The organism is Streptomyces sp. S6 (genome assembly GCF_054880855.1).
This window is the reverse complement of sequence record NZ_JBTYMC010000158.1, coordinates 1-15,165: the sequence shown is the minus strand read 5'-3', so window position 1 is coordinate 15,165 and position 15,165 is coordinate 1. Positions and strand designations below refer to the sequence as shown.

The 15,165-nt window shown below is 71.9% G+C and carries 14 protein-coding genes and 1 pseudogene; 10 read left to right on the top strand and 5 right to left on the bottom strand.

Annotation, left to right across the window (positions count from 1 at the left end):
• A partial coding sequence (locus tag ACVNF4_RS21455) for an FAD-dependent monooxygenase (protein ID WP_461804481.1) occupies window positions 1-955 on the bottom strand: 955 nt, incomplete at its 3' end.
• 78 nt (window positions 956-1,033) lie between these two features.
• Between ACVNF4_RS21455 and ACVNF4_RS21450 the strand changes: the two genes are divergently transcribed.
• The gene (locus tag ACVNF4_RS21450) at window positions 1,034-1,651 is read left to right on the top strand and encodes a TetR/AcrR family transcriptional regulator (RefSeq protein ID WP_461804480.1); all 618 of its coding nucleotides are present in this window, start codon (window positions 1,034-1,036) and stop codon (window positions 1,649-1,651) included.
• Between the two features lie 43 nt (window positions 1,652-1,694).
• Window positions 1,695-2,207: a DinB family protein gene (locus ACVNF4_RS21445; protein WP_461804479.1), complete on the top strand. Its 513-nt coding sequence runs from the start codon at window positions 1,695-1,697 to the stop codon at window positions 2,205-2,207.
• 746 nt (window positions 2,208-2,953) lie between these two features.
• Here ACVNF4_RS21445 and ACVNF4_RS21440 read toward each other — a convergent pair.
• Window positions 2,954-3,829 (bottom strand): undecaprenyl-diphosphate phosphatase, encoded by an 876-nt coding sequence (locus tag ACVNF4_RS21440; protein ID WP_461804478.1) that lies wholly within the window; start codon window positions 3,827-3,829, stop codon window positions 2,954-2,956.
• Between the two features lie 300 nt (window positions 3,830-4,129).
• On the opposite strand from ACVNF4_RS21440, the gene ACVNF4_RS21435 reads away from it, so the two are divergent.
• From ACVNF4_RS21435 to ACVNF4_RS21420, 4 genes are read left to right on the top strand one after another with little or no spacing between them, the layout of a single operon-like run.
• Window positions 4,130-5,266, top strand: a complete 1,137-nt coding sequence (locus tag ACVNF4_RS21435) for a Gfo/Idh/MocA family protein (RefSeq protein ID WP_461804477.1) — start codon at window positions 4,130-4,132, stop codon at window positions 5,264-5,266.
• A complete protein-coding gene (locus ACVNF4_RS21430; RefSeq protein WP_461804476.1) occupies window positions 5,263-6,165 on the top strand; it encodes a DUF6807 domain-containing protein in 903 nt (300 codons plus the stop codon). The genes ACVNF4_RS21435 and ACVNF4_RS21430 overlap by 4 nt, the downstream gene beginning before the upstream one ends.
• Window positions 6,159-6,869, top strand: a complete 711-nt coding sequence (locus tag ACVNF4_RS21425) for a cupin domain-containing protein (RefSeq protein WP_461804475.1) — start codon at window positions 6,159-6,161, stop codon at window positions 6,867-6,869. The genes ACVNF4_RS21430 and ACVNF4_RS21425 overlap by 7 nt, the downstream gene beginning before the upstream one ends.
• Window positions 6,870-6,917: 48 nt before the next feature.
• A complete protein-coding gene (locus tag ACVNF4_RS21420; RefSeq protein ID WP_461804474.1) occupies window positions 6,918-7,610 on the top strand; it encodes a hypothetical protein in 693 nt (230 codons plus the stop codon).
• Here the strand turns inward: ACVNF4_RS21420 and ACVNF4_RS21415 are convergent.
• Window positions 7,600-8,067 (bottom strand): winged helix-turn-helix transcriptional regulator, encoded by a 468-nt coding sequence (locus tag ACVNF4_RS21415; RefSeq protein WP_461804473.1) that lies wholly within the window; start codon window positions 8,065-8,067, stop codon window positions 7,600-7,602. The genes ACVNF4_RS21420 and ACVNF4_RS21415 overlap by 11 nt on opposite strands.
• Window positions 8,068-8,173: 106 nt before the next feature.
• Between ACVNF4_RS21415 and ACVNF4_RS21410 the strand changes: the two genes are divergently transcribed.
• Complete coding sequence (locus ACVNF4_RS21410; RefSeq protein ID WP_461804472.1) at window positions 8,174-9,343, top strand: thiolase family protein; 1,170 nt, start codon at window positions 8,174-8,176, stop codon at window positions 9,341-9,343.
• 2 nt (window positions 9,344-9,345) lie between these two features.
• On the opposite strand, the gene ACVNF4_RS21405 is transcribed toward ACVNF4_RS21410, so the two are convergent.
• Window positions 9,346-10,104: a TVP38/TMEM64 family protein gene (locus ACVNF4_RS21405; protein WP_461804471.1), complete on the bottom strand. Its 759-nt coding sequence runs from the start codon at window positions 10,102-10,104 to the stop codon at window positions 9,346-9,348.
• A gap of 323 nt (window positions 10,105-10,427) precedes the next feature.
• Here ACVNF4_RS21405 and tuf point away from each other — a divergent pair, with 323 nt between their 5' ends.
• Entirely contained in the window at window positions 10,428-11,600 is a 1,173-nt protein-coding gene (gene tuf, locus ACVNF4_RS21400) for an elongation factor Tu (protein ID WP_461804470.1), read from the top strand.
• 101 nt (window positions 11,601-11,701) lie between these two features.
• Window positions 11,702-12,481, top strand: coding sequence for a spermidine synthase (locus ACVNF4_RS21395; protein WP_461804469.1), 780 nt, complete (start codon window positions 11,702-11,704; stop codon window positions 12,479-12,481).
• A gap of 70 nt (window positions 12,482-12,551) precedes the next feature.
• Here ACVNF4_RS21395 and ACVNF4_RS21390 read toward each other — a convergent pair whose 3' ends face one another.
• Window positions 12,552-13,583, bottom strand: coding sequence for a hypothetical protein (locus ACVNF4_RS21390; protein ID WP_461804468.1), 1,032 nt, complete (start codon window positions 13,581-13,583; stop codon window positions 12,552-12,554).
• A 442-nt stretch (window positions 13,584-14,025) separates the two neighbouring features.
• Here ACVNF4_RS21390 and ACVNF4_RS21385 point away from each other — a divergent pair.
• A pseudogene (locus ACVNF4_RS21385) lies at window positions 14,026-15,165 on the top strand (RICIN domain-containing protein); the annotation flags it as partial.

The window sequence follows — 15,165 nt, the reverse complement described above, 5'->3', positions numbered from 1 at the left end:
GGCGCGCGGCCGTGTACGCGGACAGGTCGGCGCGGTGGTGCGCGAGGACGACGGCGTCCTCGATCGCCTGGTTGCCGCTCTGCGCGAGACTCGGCGGCATCGCGTGCGCCGCGTCCCCGAGCAGCGCGACCCGGCCCCGGTGGAAGGCGGGGAGCGGGACGGCGATCCGGTGCACGTCGTGCCGCAGGACGTCCCCGGCGCCGACGGCCGCCAGGATCTCCGGCACCGGCCGGTGCCAGTCGCCGAACCGCCGCAGCAGCTCGGCCCGCTCGTCGACGGCCCGCTCACCCTCGGGAGCGAGAGCGGCGGCGTACGCGTACACCCGTCCGTCCCGCAACGGATGCGACCCCCACAACTGTCCCCGCCCCCACGTCTCGTGCGACGCGAACTCCACGCCGGGCAACGGGATGAGCACCCGCCACGTGGTGAACCCGGCGTACACCGCCCCGAGTTGGTCCGGGAAGAGCGCCTTGCGGACGACGGAGTGGACGCCGTCCGCGCCGACGACCAGGTCGGCTGCCAACTCGCCGTCCGGTGTGGCCACTTGGGCCGGCCGGGTGGCGTCCCCGGGGTCGGTGAGCGTCGCGCGCACGCCGGTGCGGATCGCGTCCGGCGGGAGGAGGGCGGCGAGCGTGTCGACGAGGGTGGCTCTCGGGAGCATGACGAGAGGCCCGCCGAAACGGGCCTGTGCGGCCTCTGCGCCGGAGCGCGACAGCCAGCGCCCGCCGGGTGTGCGGAGCCCGCCGTCCCCCTGCCATGCCGCCAGGTCCCGGATCTCGTCGCCGACGCCGAGGAGGTCGAGGGCGCTGAGCGCGTTCGGGGCGAGGGAGATCGCGGAGCCGATCGGGGCCAGGGAGGGGGCGCGTTCGAGGACGGTGACGTGGGCGCCGGCGCGGTGGAGGGCCGCGGCGGCGGTGAGGCCACCGATGCCGGCGCCTATGACGAGGGTGCGCATACTCTCTCCTCGGACTACAGGTGTAGTGACGATGTCGACTGTACTACGGGTGTAGTGGGGGAGGGGTAGGTTGGGGGCATGCCGGAACCTCTCCCCACGCCCGAACCCGCAGGCGCCTCGGACACCTCCCGCGCCTCTCGTTCCGACCGCGTCGCCGACGCCGCCCTCGCTCTCCTCGCCGAGCGCGGTATGCGGGGCCTCACCCATCGCGCCGTCGACGAGGCCGCCGGGCTCGCGCAGGGGTCCACCTCCAATCTCGCCCGGACCCGTCAGGCACTGCTCGAACTCGCCGTCCGGCGGCACGCCGAGCGGGAGGCGGAGGTGCTCGGACTCGGTGAACTCCCCGGCCCGCAGGAGGGGTTGGACGCGCTCGCCGGTGCGCTCGCCGGGGCCGTCCACCGGCTGCTGGGCGGGGACCGGGTGCTGGTGATCGCGCGGTACGAACTGGCGCTGGAGGCCACGCGGCGACGGGAGTTGAGGGAGGTCTACGACGCCACGGGGGCGCGGTTCCAGGCGGTGCTGCGGGAGGTGCTGGTGGGGGTCGGGTCCCGGGAGCCGGAGCGGCATGTGCTGTCGCTCGTGGCCTGGGCGGACGGGCTGATGTTCTCGTGCGCGGCGGGGGCGTTCCGGGTGCCGCCGGAGGGGGAAGTCCGGGACGGGGTGCGGGAGTTGCTGCGGGGGATGCTGGGGCGGTGAAAACGCGTGGGCGGGCGGGGGAGGTGTGCGGGATCATGCCGGGATGAGTATTCAGCGCACCGAACCCGCCCAGAACGCGTCCGAACGGGACATGCTGGAGGGCTGGTTGGAGTATCACCGGCAGACTCTCGCCCGGAAGTGCGAGGGGTTGAGCGACGAGCAGTTGAGGACGGCCGCGGTGGCGCCGTCGGAGCTGTCGCTGATGGGGCTCGTCCGGCACATGGCGGACGTCGAGCGGTCGTGGTTCCGGCGGGTGCTCGCGGGGGAGCAGGCGGGGCCGATCTACTACAGCGACGCCGATCCCGACGGCGAGTTCCACCTCACGGAGCAGGACACCTGGGCCGAGGCGCACGCCACCTGGCAGCGCGAGATCGAGGCCGCCCGGGAGCAGGCCGCCCGCTTCGCGCTCGACGATCTGTCCCAGGGCAAGAGCCGGTTCACCGACGAGCCGTTCACCCTGCGGTGGATCTACACCCACATGATCGAGGAGTACGCCCGGCACAACGGACACGCGGACCTGCTGCGCGAGCGGATCGACGGGGCCACGGGGGAGTGAGGGGGCGCTCGGGGGCGTGACGGCGGGGGCGCGGCGTCAGTTCGCGCCGCCCCTGGACGTCCGTACGGGGCAGGAGATCACCCGTGCGGACCAACCTCCGCTTGTCCACCGCCCCTCCCGGCGCCGGAGCCGACAGAGTTGCGCGGGTGCACCGTACGACGACTACCGCGACCCTGCTGGTGACCGTCGCCGCCTCCGCTCTCACCGGATGCGTGACCGTCCAGCACCATCCCCCCGCGCCGGGGGCGTCCGCCGTCCCCTCGGTTCCGCCGCTGCCCCGTCCCGACGGGAAGGCGCGGACACGGGTGATTCAGGCGCCGGCCAGGGAGGCGCTGGACATGGTCGCCCCGGCGAGTACGGAGTCGCCCGCGGTGCGGCGGGGCGGGGACGGGGTGTCGGCACCGGCCCGGGTGCCCGCGCCGGAGCGGGAACCGGTGCCCCAGCATCGGGTTCGGCCACAGCGGCCTGCTGTTCCTGACGAGCCTCGGATCGAGATTCCTGATGTGGAGTCGGAGGTTCGGAAGCAGGCGGATGTGTGTGCGCTGGGGAGGCAGTACGGGGGGTGGCGGGAGGGGAGCGCGGAGGCTCGGATCTGTGAGCAGGCGTATGGGCGGTGAGTGCCTGATGGGGTGGTGCTTCAGGTTGTGTGGCGATAGCCGCAGACGAGATACAGCCCCGCGCCCCTGACAACAAGGCCCCCCTCGCATATTGCTCGCGAAGGGGGCCTCCTGCCGCTGTCGGCTTTCTCAGCCCGCCGACTCCGCCGCGTGCGGGCTCAGCGCACCCGCGCTGACCAGCGCGATGATCACGATGCCCAGCGCCACTCGGTAGTACACGAACGGCATGAAGGACTTGGTGCTGATGAACTTCATGAACCAGGAGATGACGACGTAGCCGGAGACGAAGGCGATGCCGGTGGCGAAGAGGGTGGGGCCCCAGGAAACGTGGTCGCTCTCCAGGGCGTCCTTCGTCTCGAAGAGGCCGGAGGCGAGGACGGCGGGGATGGCGAGGAGGAAGGAGTAGCGGGCGGCGGCCTCGCGCTTGTAGCCCATGAAGAGGCCGCCGGTGATGGTGGCGCCGGAGCGGGAGACGCCGGGGATGAGGGCGCAGGCCTGGCAGAAGCCGAAGATCAGGCCGTCCTTGACGCCGAGGTTCTCCAGGGCCTTGCGCTGCTTGGGCGCGCGGTGCGGACGGTCGGCCTCGTCGCGGGCGGCGAGCCGGTCGGCGACGCCCATGACGACGCCGATGACGATGAGCATCGTCGCGGTGATCCGCAGATCGCGGAACGGCCCCTCGATGTGGTCCTTGAGGGTGAGCCCGAGGACGCCGATCGGGATCGAGCCGACGATCACCAGCCAGCCCATGCGGGCGTCGTGGTCGGCGCGCATCTCCTTCTTGAACAGCGACCGCGCCCAGGCGGAGATGATCCGCCCGATGTCCTTGCGGAAGTAGATCAGCACCGCCGCTTCCGTGCCGATCTGCGTGATCGCCGTGAACGCGGCACCGGGGTCCTCCCAGCCGGAGAACGCCGCGGTGAGCCGCAGGTGCGCGCTGGAGGAGACGGGGAGGAACTCGGTCAGCCCCTGGACGAGTCCGAGGATGAGGGATTCAAACCAAGACATGAGGTTACGGAGTCCAAGTGCCGATCGGGAACAGACTGAGGAACACGGGAACGACGCCGACGGCCGCCGGTGACACGGCAGCACGCCGCGCGCGGAGATCAACGGGTGCAGGGGGCAGCGTAGCGTCCTAGGAGGACAGGCCGGGAAACAGGGTCCGCCGGGCCCCCTTATCCACCTATTCGACCTGTTGACCCACCCCACCGTCGCCACATACGTTGCTGGCGAGAGAAAGCGCTTGCTGCGAGGGTCGTTCCCCGGCTGGCGCGGACGACCGCCAGATCGAGGAGTGCTGATCAGCCCATGCCCCCCACCGCTCCCCTCACCGGCCGGAGGATCCGCGCGGCCGTCATCGGTACCGGTGCCATCGGCCGCGGCTCGCACCTCCCGGCGCTCCGGAAGCTCGCCGAGGAGGGCGAGGTCGAGATCGTCGCGGCCGTCGACGTCAATGCCGAGGCCGTCGCCGCGTTCTGCGCCGAGGGCGGTGTCCCGCACCCGTACACCGACCTGGAGCTGATGCTCGCCGAGCAGCGCCCCGACCTGGTGACCATCTGCACGCCGCCCACCCTGCACCGCGCCCAGAGCCAGGCCGCGCTGCGGGCCGGCGCCTGGGTGCTGTGCGAGAAGCCGCCCGTCCTGACGCTGGCCGAGTACGACGCCGTCGCCGCCGAGGAGGGGACGGCGACCGGCCCCTACTCCTCCATCGTCTTCCAGCACCGTTTCGGTTCCGGCACCCGGCACGTCCGCCGGCTCCTCGCCGAGAAGGCCCTCGGCCGGCCGCTCGTCGCGCACTGCCAGACGACCTGGTACCGGGACACCGCCTACTACGCCGTCCCCTGGCGCGGCCGGTGGGCCACCGAGGGCGGCGGGCCCGCGATGGGCCACGGCATCCACCAGATGGACCTGATGCTCGACCTGCTCGGCGCGTGGAGCGAGGTGCGCGCCATGGCGGGACGGCTCGTGCACGACGTGGAGACCGAGGACGTCTCCACCGCGCTGCTGCGCTTCGAGAACGGCGCGATGGCGACCGTCGTCAACAGCGTCCTCAGCCCCGACGAGGTCAGCCGGATCCGCATCGACTGCGAGCGCGCGACCGTCGAACTGGTCCACCTCTACGGCCACTCCAACGCGAACTGGACGATCACCCCGGCGCCCGGCGTCTCCGAGCAGGAGGCCGCGTCCTGGCTCGACTTCGGTGCGGACGTGCCGAGTTCGCACCTGGAGCAGTTGCGGGAACTGGTCGCGAGCATGCGTGCCGGTGAACGGCCGAGGCTGAGCGGCGAGGAGGGGCGGGCGAGCCTCGAACTCGTCAGCGCGCTCTACAAGTCGGCGTTCACCGACGTCACCGTCCGGCGCGGCGAGATCGGCGAGGGCGACCCGTACTACACGGCCCTGCACGGGGGTGCGCCCGGCTGGGCGCCCGAGGAGGGGTCCGCGTGAGGCTCGTCCACGCGCACGGTGAGCACATCACCGTCACCGAGCCGGTCACCGGCGTCGAACTCCTCTCCTACGTCTACCGGGCGGAGGCCGACTGGGAGGCGCCCAAGCCGTACATCCACCCGCTGCGCACGCTCGCCGGGGACGTCGTCACCGACTACCGGCCCAACGACCACCGCTGGCACAAGGGCCTCTCCCTGACCGCCTCGCACCTCTCCGGCGCGAACCTGTGGGGCGGCAACTCCTATGTGCACGGCGAGGGTTACCTTGCGATCCCCGAGCGCGTGGGCTCGATGCGGCACGTCGGCTTCGACGAGGTGAGCGCGGCGGACGGCCGCGCAGTGATCGCCGAGCGGCTCACCTGGCACCCGTACGACGGTGAGCTGTGGGCCGAGGAGACGCGCCGGGTCGAGGTCCACGACGTCGACCCGGACTCCCGGTCCTGGGCGCTGACGTGGACGAGCGCCATCACCAACCGGCGTACGGAACCTCTCCTGTTCGGCAGCCCCACCACCGCCGGGCGTGAAATGGCGGGCTACACCGGGCTGTTCTGGCGAGGTCCCCGCGCTTTCCGGGACGGCCGCATCATCGGCCCCCACGGGGAGGGCCCCGAACTCATGGGCACCCAGGGGGAGTGGCTCGCCCTCTCCGGCGAGCACGACGGCGCCGACGGGTACGCCACCGTCGTCCTCGCCCACGCCCCCGAGAACGCGGACGGGCATCCCGCCCACTGGTTCGTGCGCAACGAGCCCTTCGCCGCCATCGCCCCCTCCTGGGCCTTCTTCGAGGAACTGGAGCTGCCGCCGGGCGAGACCCTCACCCGGCGCTACCGGGTGATCGTCGCCGACGGGGCCTGGGAGCGCGGCGACATCGCCAAGTACCTTGAGGAGCGACCGTGGTGAACGGTTTCGCGGGGTTGCCCGGCGGCGTCGGTCTGTCCCGCCTGTGCGTGTACGACTGGCCCGCCGCCGACGGCCTCCACGGCGGAACTCCCCATATGCACCTGGCCTGTTCGGAGGGGTACGTGGTGACCGGCGGCCAGGGTGCCGTCGAGACCCTCACGGCGTCCGGCTTCGAGGTCACCCCTCTCGCGCCGGGCACGGTCGCCTGGTTCACCCCCGGCACCGTCCACCGCCTCGTCAACGAGGACGACCTCCAGATCGCCGTCCTCATGCAGAACTCCGGCCTCCCCGAGGCGGGCGACGCGGTCCTCACGCTCCCCCCGGAGTACCTGACCGACCCCGACACGTACGCCTCGGCCACCCGCATCCCGCCGGACGCGTCCCGCGAGGAACAGGAGCAAGTCGCCCGCAGACGCCGGGACCTGGCCCTGGAGGGGTACCGGCTGCTCCGCGAGTCCCCCGCCTCCCTGGACGCCTTCCACACCTCCGCCGCCGCCCTCGTCCGACCCCGGCTGGACGAGTGGCGGGCACGCTGGGAGGCCGGCGCCCTCGCCGCCGCCCGAGCGACCGAGGAGCACCTCGAACGGCTCGTCCGGGGCGACGCCTCACATCTGCGGGACGCCGTGGTGCGGGCCGAACAGCCCGCCGAGCGGGGGAAGTTCGGGATGTGCGGGCGGCTGGACGTGTACGCGCTGGAGGCGTGAGGCGGGCGCGGGGAGAGGCGGGCGGGGCGCCGGGCAGAATCTCCGTCCATGACGACGGACTGGTCCCGCCTCAGCCACGCCTACGGCCCCGCCGACGACATCCCCGGCCTCTTCGCCGGTCTCGACGGCGGGCCGGGCGACAAGGAGATCTGGTCGGGCCTCTGGTCCGCCCTCTGCCACCAAGGGACCGTCTACACCGCGAGTTTCGCCGCCCTCCCCCTGCTCACCGACATCGCCACGGGCCGTGCGCCCGGCGCTCGCGGCGAGGCGGTTCTCATGGCGGGGCACGTCGTCGGCGCGGCGGGCGCCGAGGAGCGGGCGCGGTACGAAGCGCAGATCCGTGAGCTGCTGCCGGTGGCCCGGGACGTCCTCGCGGAGCTGCCGGCGGGCGAGACCGGTGACTTCGGGTACGGCTTCGTGCAGCACCTCCAGGGGCTGCTCGCGTTCGAGGGGGTGCCGTTCTGGTCGACCGAACTGGAGCTGCTCCTTGAGGAGTTCGAGGTCGAGTGCCCGCAGTGCGAGGCGCAGTGGTCCGCCTCGGTGGGGGAGGACCACGACGAGTTCGACCTCGAACTGCTGCCGGCCGACCCCGCCGGACTGACCGGCATCGGGGCCCGTTTGTACACCCTGGCCGTCGAGAGCGGGCGGCACGAGTTGGCGGCTTCGGTGAGCCGGCTTTTCGGGCGGGCCCGGTGTCCTGAGTGCGAGGCGGTGTTCGGGGTGGATGTCGTCAGGTCGTGATGGGGCCCGTGAGGGTCCAGCCCGGGGCTTGGGGATGGGGTGTGAGGTCCTCGTGGGTCACCTCGTGGCCGCAGGTCGTGCAGGTGACCGTGGGGATCAGTTCGTGGCCGCAGGTGTGTTCCAGGGACATGGGCGGGGCCGTGGGGTGGAGGTGGCGGTCGCCCCAGGCCATGAGCATGAGGAGGACCGGTTCGAGGTCGAGGGCCGGCGGGGTGGGGCGGTACTCGTGGCGGAGGGGGCGGTCGGAGTAGGTGTGCTTCGTGAGGATGCCCGCGTCCACCAGGCGGCGCAGGCGGGCGGAGAGGACGTCGCGCGGGGCGCCGATGTTGCGGACGAGCTGGTCGAAGCGGCCGTTGCCCATGAGGACCTCGCGGACGATCAGGAGGGCGTATTTCTCGCCGACGAGGGAGAGGGCGTCGGCGATGGAGCAGGGGCGGGGGTCCTTGGGGGCGGCCATGTGGTCAGTTTAGGGGAGGGTTTGGATTTCCAACTTAGCTGGTCCAGGGGGTTGCCTTCGAGCTACTGTGGGTTTGGAATTCAAACTCACCCCTCGGAGGCATGCCATGCGTGACGCCGTCGTCGTCGAAGCCGTCCGCACTCCCGTCGGCAAGGGCAAACCCGGCGGCGCCCTGTCCCACGTCCACCCCGTCGACCTCCTCGCCCACACCCTGCGCACCCTCGTCGACCGCGCCGGAGTCGACCCCGCGCTCGTGGACGACGTCATCGGCGGCACCGTCGACCAGGTCGGCGAGCAGGCCATGAACACCACCCGGTACGCCGTCCTGGCCGCCGGTTTCCCGGAGTCCGTGCCCGCGACGACGGTGGACCGGCAGTGCGGCTCCTCCCAGCAGGCCGTGCACTTCGCCGCGCAGGGGGTGATGGCGGGCGCCTACGACCTGGTCGTCGCCTGCGGGGTCGAGTCGATGAGCCGGGTGCCGATGTGGTCGAACGTCCCGGAGGGCAAGGACCCCTTCGGACCCGGGGTCGCCCGGCGCTACCCGGAGGGCCTCGTCCCGCAGGGCGTCAGCGCCGAACTGATCACCGCGAAGTGGTCCCTCACCCGCGCGCAGCTCGACGAGTTCGCCGCGTCCTCGCACCACAAGGCCGCCGACGCGTGGGGACGGGGCCGATTCGACACCGAGGTCGCTCCCCTGGACGGCGTCACCCGCGACGAGTCCGTCCGCCCCGGCACGACCCCCGAGATCCTCGCCGGCCTCAAGCCCGCCTACTACGACCCCGCCGTCGCCGAACGCTTCCCCCAGATCGAGTGGAACGTCACCGCCGGAAACGCCAGCCCGATCAACGACGGCGCCTCCGCCGTCCTCATCGCCTCCGCCGGCGCCGCCGCCCGCCTCGGCCTGCGCCCCCTCGCCCGCCTCCACAGCTTCGCCGTCACCGGCTCCGACCCCCTCCTCATGCTGACCGGCGTCATCCCGGCCACCGCGAAGGTGCTGCGCCGCGCCGGACTCACCCTCGACGACATCGACCTCTTCGAGATCAACGAGGCGTTCGCCGGCGTCGTCCTCGCCTGGCGCCAGGAGACCGGCGCCGACCTCGACCGGGTCAACGTGGACGGCGGCGCGCTCGCCCTCGGACATCCGCTCGGCGCGAGCGGGACGCGGCTGACGACGACGCTGGTGCACTCGATGCGGGAGCGGGGGGCGCGGTACGGGCTACAGACGATGTGCGAGGCCGGGGGACTGGCCAACGCGATGATCCTGGAGGCCGTCTGAACTCACTTCCCCCGGAAGTGATGCCTCTTGCGCCACGCCACCACAGCCCCCGCCACCGACGGCAGCGCGATCGCCGCGACGGCGATCAGGAACACCGGTGACGTCGGGGACGACGCCCGCGCCCCGGCGACGACGTACGCGGCCGTGTTGGGCACCGAGCCCAGCGCGGTCGCGAACAGGAACGGGAACCAGCCGATGCGGGAGACGGCGGCGCCGTAGTTGGCCAGCCAGAACGGCATCCCGGGGAACAGCCGCGCCGCCAGCATCGACCGCATGCCGTGCCGGCTCAACTGGCCGTCCGCCGCCTTCAGGACCCGCCCCCGCAGCAACGGCCGCAGCGCGTCCTGCCCCAGCGTCCGGCCGAGCCCGAAGGCGATCCCGGAGCCGAGGACCGTCCCCACGAGCGTCGTCACGAGCCCCACCTCCCAGCCGAACAGAGCGCCTGCGGCAAGGTTCAGGAACGGGCGGGGCACGAAGGCCACCGTGCACAGCGCGTACGCGACCGTGAAGACGGCGGCGGCCGAGGCACCCGTCATATGGGGCGGCCAGCCGTCCTCCAGGAGCTTCTGCGGCTCGAAGAGCAGCACACTCGCCCCCGCCGCCGCGAGCAGCGCGACCAGCAGCGAGAAACGGGACCAGGGAGCGAGCAGCACGCGCGCGTACCGCCTCGCCGGCGCGGCGACGGGTACGGCGAGCTCAGCGTCGGCGGCCCGGGGAGAGGCCGTGGCGGTGCCCCCAGAGCGGGTGGTGGCATCGAGCATTCCGTGACGGTAGCCCACGAAGACGTCTGATCGCTGTATGGGTCTTGTCACCGAGACGGCACTGAACGGCACGGCACGGAAAATCGTTCGACGTGTGCCGGTACTTCGACGAGGATCGAGCACATGTTCCGGTACGCCTTCCACCTCGCAGCATCCGCCGTCGCGGATGCCCCGAAGGCTGCCGTCCTGTACGTCCTGGCCGCTGTCGACGGCGCCCGAAGCTGACCCTCCCCCGGAAGTCCGGCGGACCCCGCGAGGGGAGGGTCGGACGGATCACCGGGGTCCCGTCTCTTTTCCCACGGCTACAGCTTCGAGGTTCAGCCATGTCCAAGACCGCGTACGTACGCACCAAGCCGCATCTCAACATCGGCACGATGGGCCACGTCGACCACGGCAAGACCACCCTCACCGCCGCCATCACCAAGGTCCTCGCCGACCGGGGCACCGGCACCTTCGTGCCGTTCGACCGCATCGACCGCGCCCCCGAGGAGGCCGCCCGCGGCATCACCATCAACATCTCGCACGTCGAGTACGAGACCGACACTCGGCACTACGCGCACGTCGACATGCCGGGGCACGCCGACTTCGTCAAGAACATGATCACCGGCGCGGCCCAGCTCGACGGGGCGATCCTCGTCGTCTCCGCGCTCGACGGGATCATGCCGCAGACCGCCGAGCACGTCCTGCTGGCCCGGCAGGTCGGCGTGGACCACATCGTCGTCGCCCTCAACAAGGCCGACGGCGCGGACGACGAGCTGGTCGAACTCGTCGAACTGGAGGTCCGCGACCTCCTCACCACGCACGGGTACGGCGGCGACAGCGCGCCGGTCGTCCGGGTCTCCGGGCTCAAGGCCCTTGAGGGTGACCGGCGTTGGGTCGCGTCCGTCGAGGCGCTGCTCGACGCGGTCGACACGTACGTGCCGATGCCCGAGCGGTATCTCGACGCGCCGTTCCTGCTGTCCGTCGAGAACGTCCTCACCATCACCGGGCGCGGGACCGTCGTCACCGGGGCCGTCGAGCGGGGGACCGTGCGGGTCGGGGACCGGGTCGAAGTGCTCGGCGCCGGCGTCGACACCGTCGTCACCGGAGTCGAGACCTTCGGGAAGCCGATGGAGGAGGCGCAGGCCGGGGACAGCGTCGCGCTGCTGCTGCGGGGGGTGCCCCGGGACGCCGTCCGGCGGGGGCACGTCGTCGCGGCGCCGGGGAGCGTGGTGCCTCGGCGGAGGTTCACGGCGCAGGTGTACGTGCTGTCCGCGAAGGAGGGCGGGCGGGCCACGCCGGTCTCCACCGGGTACCGGCCGCAGTTCTACATCCGTACGGCGGATGTGGTGGGGGTCGTGGACCTGGGGGAGGTCGCTGTGGTGCGGCCGGGGGAGCGGGTCGACATGACGGTCGAACTGGGGCGGGAGGTGCCGTTGGAGGCGGGTCTCGGGTTCGCGATCCGTGAGGGCGGCAGGACGGTGGGGGCCGGGACCGTCACCGCCGTGCTGGGTTGACCCCGCGCCCCTGAAAGACCCCCGGCACCAGGCACAATGACAGGGTGAACCCCGAGCCCGTCCCCGTCTTCCGTGCCGTCGATCATGGGTTTGCCAAGCTCATGCCTGATGTCGATCGGGAGCGGGCTTGGCTGCTCACGGTCGACGGGGCGCCTCAGTCGTACGTCGATCTCGACGCGCCCGAGTATCTGGAGTTCGAGTACGTCCGGCGGCTCGGGCATGTGCTGGACGTGATCGCGGACGGGCTCGATGTCGTGCACCTCGGTGGGGGCGCGCTCACGCTGCCTCGGTATCTCGCGGTGACCCGGCCTGGGGCTCGGCAGCACGTCGTGGAGTTCGACCGGGGGTTGCTGGAACTGGTCGTCGAGCAACTGCCCCTGCCCGAAGGGGAGTTCGCTCTGCATGCCGCCGACGCCAGGGAATGGCTCGCGCAGGCTCCGGACGCGTCCGCCGACGTCGTCGTCGCGGACGTGTTCGGGGGCTCGCGGGTGCCCGCGCAGGTGGCGTCGGCAGGGTACGTGCGTGAGGTGGACCGGGTGCTCCGGCGCGACGGGGTGTATCTCGCGAACCTCGCGGACGCGGCGCCGTTCGGGTTTCTGCGGTCCCAACTCGCCGGGTTCGCCGAGGTGTTCGAGGAGCTGGCGCTCGTCGCGGAGCCGGCGGTGCTGCGGGGGAGGCGGTTCGGGAACGTCGTCCTCGTCGCCGCCCACCGCCCGCTCGACCTGCCCGCACTGGCCCGGCGTACCGCCTCCGACGCGTTTCCGGCGAGGGTGGAACACGGGCCGGGGCTGCGGAAACTGATCGGGGACGCGCGGCCGGTGCGGGACGCGGACGCGCTGCCCTCGCCGGAGCCGCCGGACGGGGCCTTCGGGATCGGGTGAGGGGGCCGACGGCGGCGGGGCGGGGAGCTGGGCGCCGCCCCTCACCGCCCCGCCCCTCACCCCCCGCTTCTCAGCCCTCCACCGGATCCCCGTGCAACCGCACCGTGCTCAGGATCTTCATGATCGTCGCGTCCGGAACCTCCTCCTTGACGCCCTTCGCCGTGGACAGCGTCCAGGACACGAAGTCGCCCTTGGAGTTCTTGAAGCCGAACGTGATCGCCTTGCCGTCGGCCGCGCACTTGCCCTTGGTCGGGTTGTTCGTCGACCGTGCCCAGCCGTAGCTGCCCACGATGCCCGCGGCGGTGGTGTAGGGCGTGCCCTTCTTGTCGAAGGTGATGCTCTTCTTGTCCGGGTTGGTGTACCCGCCGTACACCCACCAGGCGGGCGTGTTCACGGCGATCTCGTCGGTGTTCTTCGCGCCGGACGCGCCCTTCGTGCCGGTCACCCCGAGGCGGGTGTCGCTGGTCTTGCCGTCCTTGTCGTCGTCGGACGTGCACCACTTCGGCTTGAGGGCGGCGGCGCCGGACATGATGACCGAGTCGTAGCCGGTGGGCTTGGACTTGTCCTCCCACTCGTAGCCGAGCGCGGTCCCGGGCGGCTGCACCTCCCAGTCGGCCGGGACGTCGAACGCGGTGCCCCACTTCGGGTTCACGACGACCTTCCACCCGGCGATCGTCGGCTTCTCCTCGGTGTCCCCGCTGCGCGGGTTGCCCCCGGCGGCCGAGGACTCCGAGGGGGAGGCGGGCGCCGAGACCGACGGAGACGCGCTCGGGTCCTTCTTGGCCTCGTTCTTCGTGTCGTCGTCCTTGCCGCCGAGCACGACGAAACCGGTCACCACGGCGGTCAGGGCGACCGCGGACGCGGAGATGATCGCGACCGTCTTCGTCCGGTTGCGGCCGCCCTTCCCGCCGCCTCCCGGCTGCGCCTGCGGGGTGCTCGCCACGGTCGGCGTGCCCCAGCCCGGCTGCTGTGCGTAGGGGTTCGGCTGCTGGAACCCGGGCTGCTGGTAGGGGTTGGGCTGCTGGTAGCCCGGCTGCTGGTACGGATTGTTCTGCGCCTGCGGGTTCTGCTCTCCCCCGGGCGGCTGCTGTCCTTGCCACATGCCGAGAAACCCTAACGGCGGATGCGGTGCCTTTCGGCCACCACCCCCTGGACGCTCACGGTTCGATCACGACTCCGACGACTCGCGGGCCCCGCAGGCGTCGCGGAACGTCGTGGGTCTGTACACAAGTTGAAGATTTCGTGTGCCATCAAGTGGGACGGGCTCACAAGTTGAGGGACGCCTTCCAGGGAGGCCGCCGGAAGTTATCGAATGCCGGTACGGATACCGGCGGTAACTTATCTGAAATTCCGGCTGTTTGAACTTCGGTCACTCGAACTTCTTGTTTCCCGTAGGGCATATGTGCGAAGGTAAGGCCCTCTTAAAGAGGGTCGGTTCAGGCCATGCGAACCGATCCGGCCACAGGTACGCACCAATCACGCACCTGCTTTTCCGGCGGGCACTTTTCCGTGTGCCCAGCGCCGGCTTGGAAGGAAATGGTTCCGTGCAGTCGCCCAACCCGCCTCGTCCCCCCTATCCGCCCCGGCCCGGCTGGCACCCCCAGGACTCGGACCGCAACCTCGCGGCCCAGGTGGCCGCCCCCGAGGGCGAGAGCTCCCGCGCCGTGGCCCTGCTGCTCGCCCGGCACTGGCGTGCCGCCCACGAGTACGCGGCGATCTGCCTCGCCGCCCGAGGACAGTCCCCGCAGCTCGTGGCCGCGGCGGCCTTCCACCGGGTGCTCGGCAGGCTGGCCGGCGGCCGTCCCGGCGGCGCACTGCGCCCCCAATTCCTCGTGGCCGTCCGCGACATCGTCCGCGAATGGGCCGGAGCCGACGCCGTCCCCGAAGCCCTCCCGGAACTCGGCAAGACCGTCGGCGGACGCGGACTGCGCGCCTCACGTGCCGGAACACCGGAAAGGCGACAACTCGCGGACGCCGCTTTCCGTGCCCTCCCGGCGGCCTCCCAATGCCTCTTGTGGCACGCGGAAGTGGAAGCCGAACCCATATCCATACCAGCCGGTCTGCTGGGCGTCGACGAGTTGACCGCGACCGCCGGACTGGCCGAGGCGCGCACCCAATTCCGCACCGGCTGTGTCCGCGCCCACCGCGAACTCGCGCCCTCCGACGAATGCCGTTTCTACAACCGCCTCCTCGACGTCCCCCTGCGCCGCGGCGGCACCCTGCTGCCCGACGTCCGCGAACACCTCGCCGGGTGCCGCTACTGCCGGCACGCCGCCGAGCAACTCAGCTTCTTCGACGACGCGTTGGACATCCTGCTGGCCGAGACCGTGCTCGGCTGGGGAGGCCGCCGCTACCTGGATTCCCGGCCCGGCCGAGACGGCGCCCACCGGCCCGCCCGCCACCCGGCCCACACCGGCAGACATCGGAGCGCTCGCCTCGTCGACCTCGCCGGGCGCCGCGCCAAGGCCGTCCTCATCGGCGCCGGCGTCACCTCGCTCGTGCTCGTCGGGAGCGTGCTCGTCGCCCAGGGCTGGTCCGGCGGCGGCAGCGGACCCGGCCCGCAGGCCACCTGGGGCGCACCCGTCGGTGGCCCGCACTTCCCGGCCCCGTCCGAGAGTTCGCGGCATCCGGCGCCCGCCGCCTCGCCCGCCTCCGTCGAGCGGCAGCCCGCCTCCGTCGCCCAC

What these genes read in the sequence shown, in the direction of transcription:
- ACVNF4_RS21450 (WP_461804480.1), top strand. Translation starts at nt 1,034, where the DNA reads ATGCCGGAACCTCTCCCCACGCCCGAACCCGCAGGCGCCTCGGACACC.
- ACVNF4_RS21445 (WP_461804479.1), top strand. Translation starts at nt 1,695, where the DNA reads ATGAGTATTCAGCGCACCGAACCCGCCCAGAACGCGTCCGAACGGGAC.
- ACVNF4_RS21440 (WP_461804478.1), bottom strand. Translation starts at nt 3,829, where the DNA reads ATGTCTTGGTTTGAATCCCTCATCCTCGGACTCGTCCAGGGGCTGACC.
- ACVNF4_RS21435 (WP_461804477.1), top strand. Translation starts at nt 4,130, where the DNA reads ATGCCCCCCACCGCTCCCCTCACCGGCCGGAGGATCCGCGCGGCCGTC.
- ACVNF4_RS21420 (WP_461804474.1), top strand. Translation starts at nt 6,918, where the DNA reads ATGACGACGGACTGGTCCCGCCTCAGCCACGCCTACGGCCCCGCCGAC.
- ACVNF4_RS21415 (WP_461804473.1), bottom strand. Translation starts at nt 8,067, where the DNA reads ATGGCCGCCCCCAAGGACCCCCGCCCCTGCTCCATCGCCGACGCCCTC.
- ACVNF4_RS21410 (WP_461804472.1), top strand. Translation starts at nt 8,174, where the DNA reads ATGCGTGACGCCGTCGTCGTCGAAGCCGTCCGCACTCCCGTCGGCAAG.
- ACVNF4_RS21405 (WP_461804471.1), bottom strand. Translation starts at nt 10,104, where the DNA reads ATGCTCGATGCCACCACCCGCTCTGGGGGCACCGCCACGGCCTCTCCC.
- tuf (WP_461804470.1), top strand. Translation starts at nt 10,428, where the DNA reads ATGTCCAAGACCGCGTACGTACGCACCAAGCCGCATCTCAACATCGGC.
- ACVNF4_RS21395 (WP_461804469.1), top strand. Translation starts at nt 11,702, where the DNA reads ATGCCTGATGTCGATCGGGAGCGGGCTTGGCTGCTCACGGTCGACGGG.
- ACVNF4_RS21390 (WP_461804468.1), bottom strand. Translation starts at nt 13,583, where the DNA reads ATGTGGCAAGGACAGCAGCCGCCCGGGGGAGAGCAGAACCCGCAGGCG.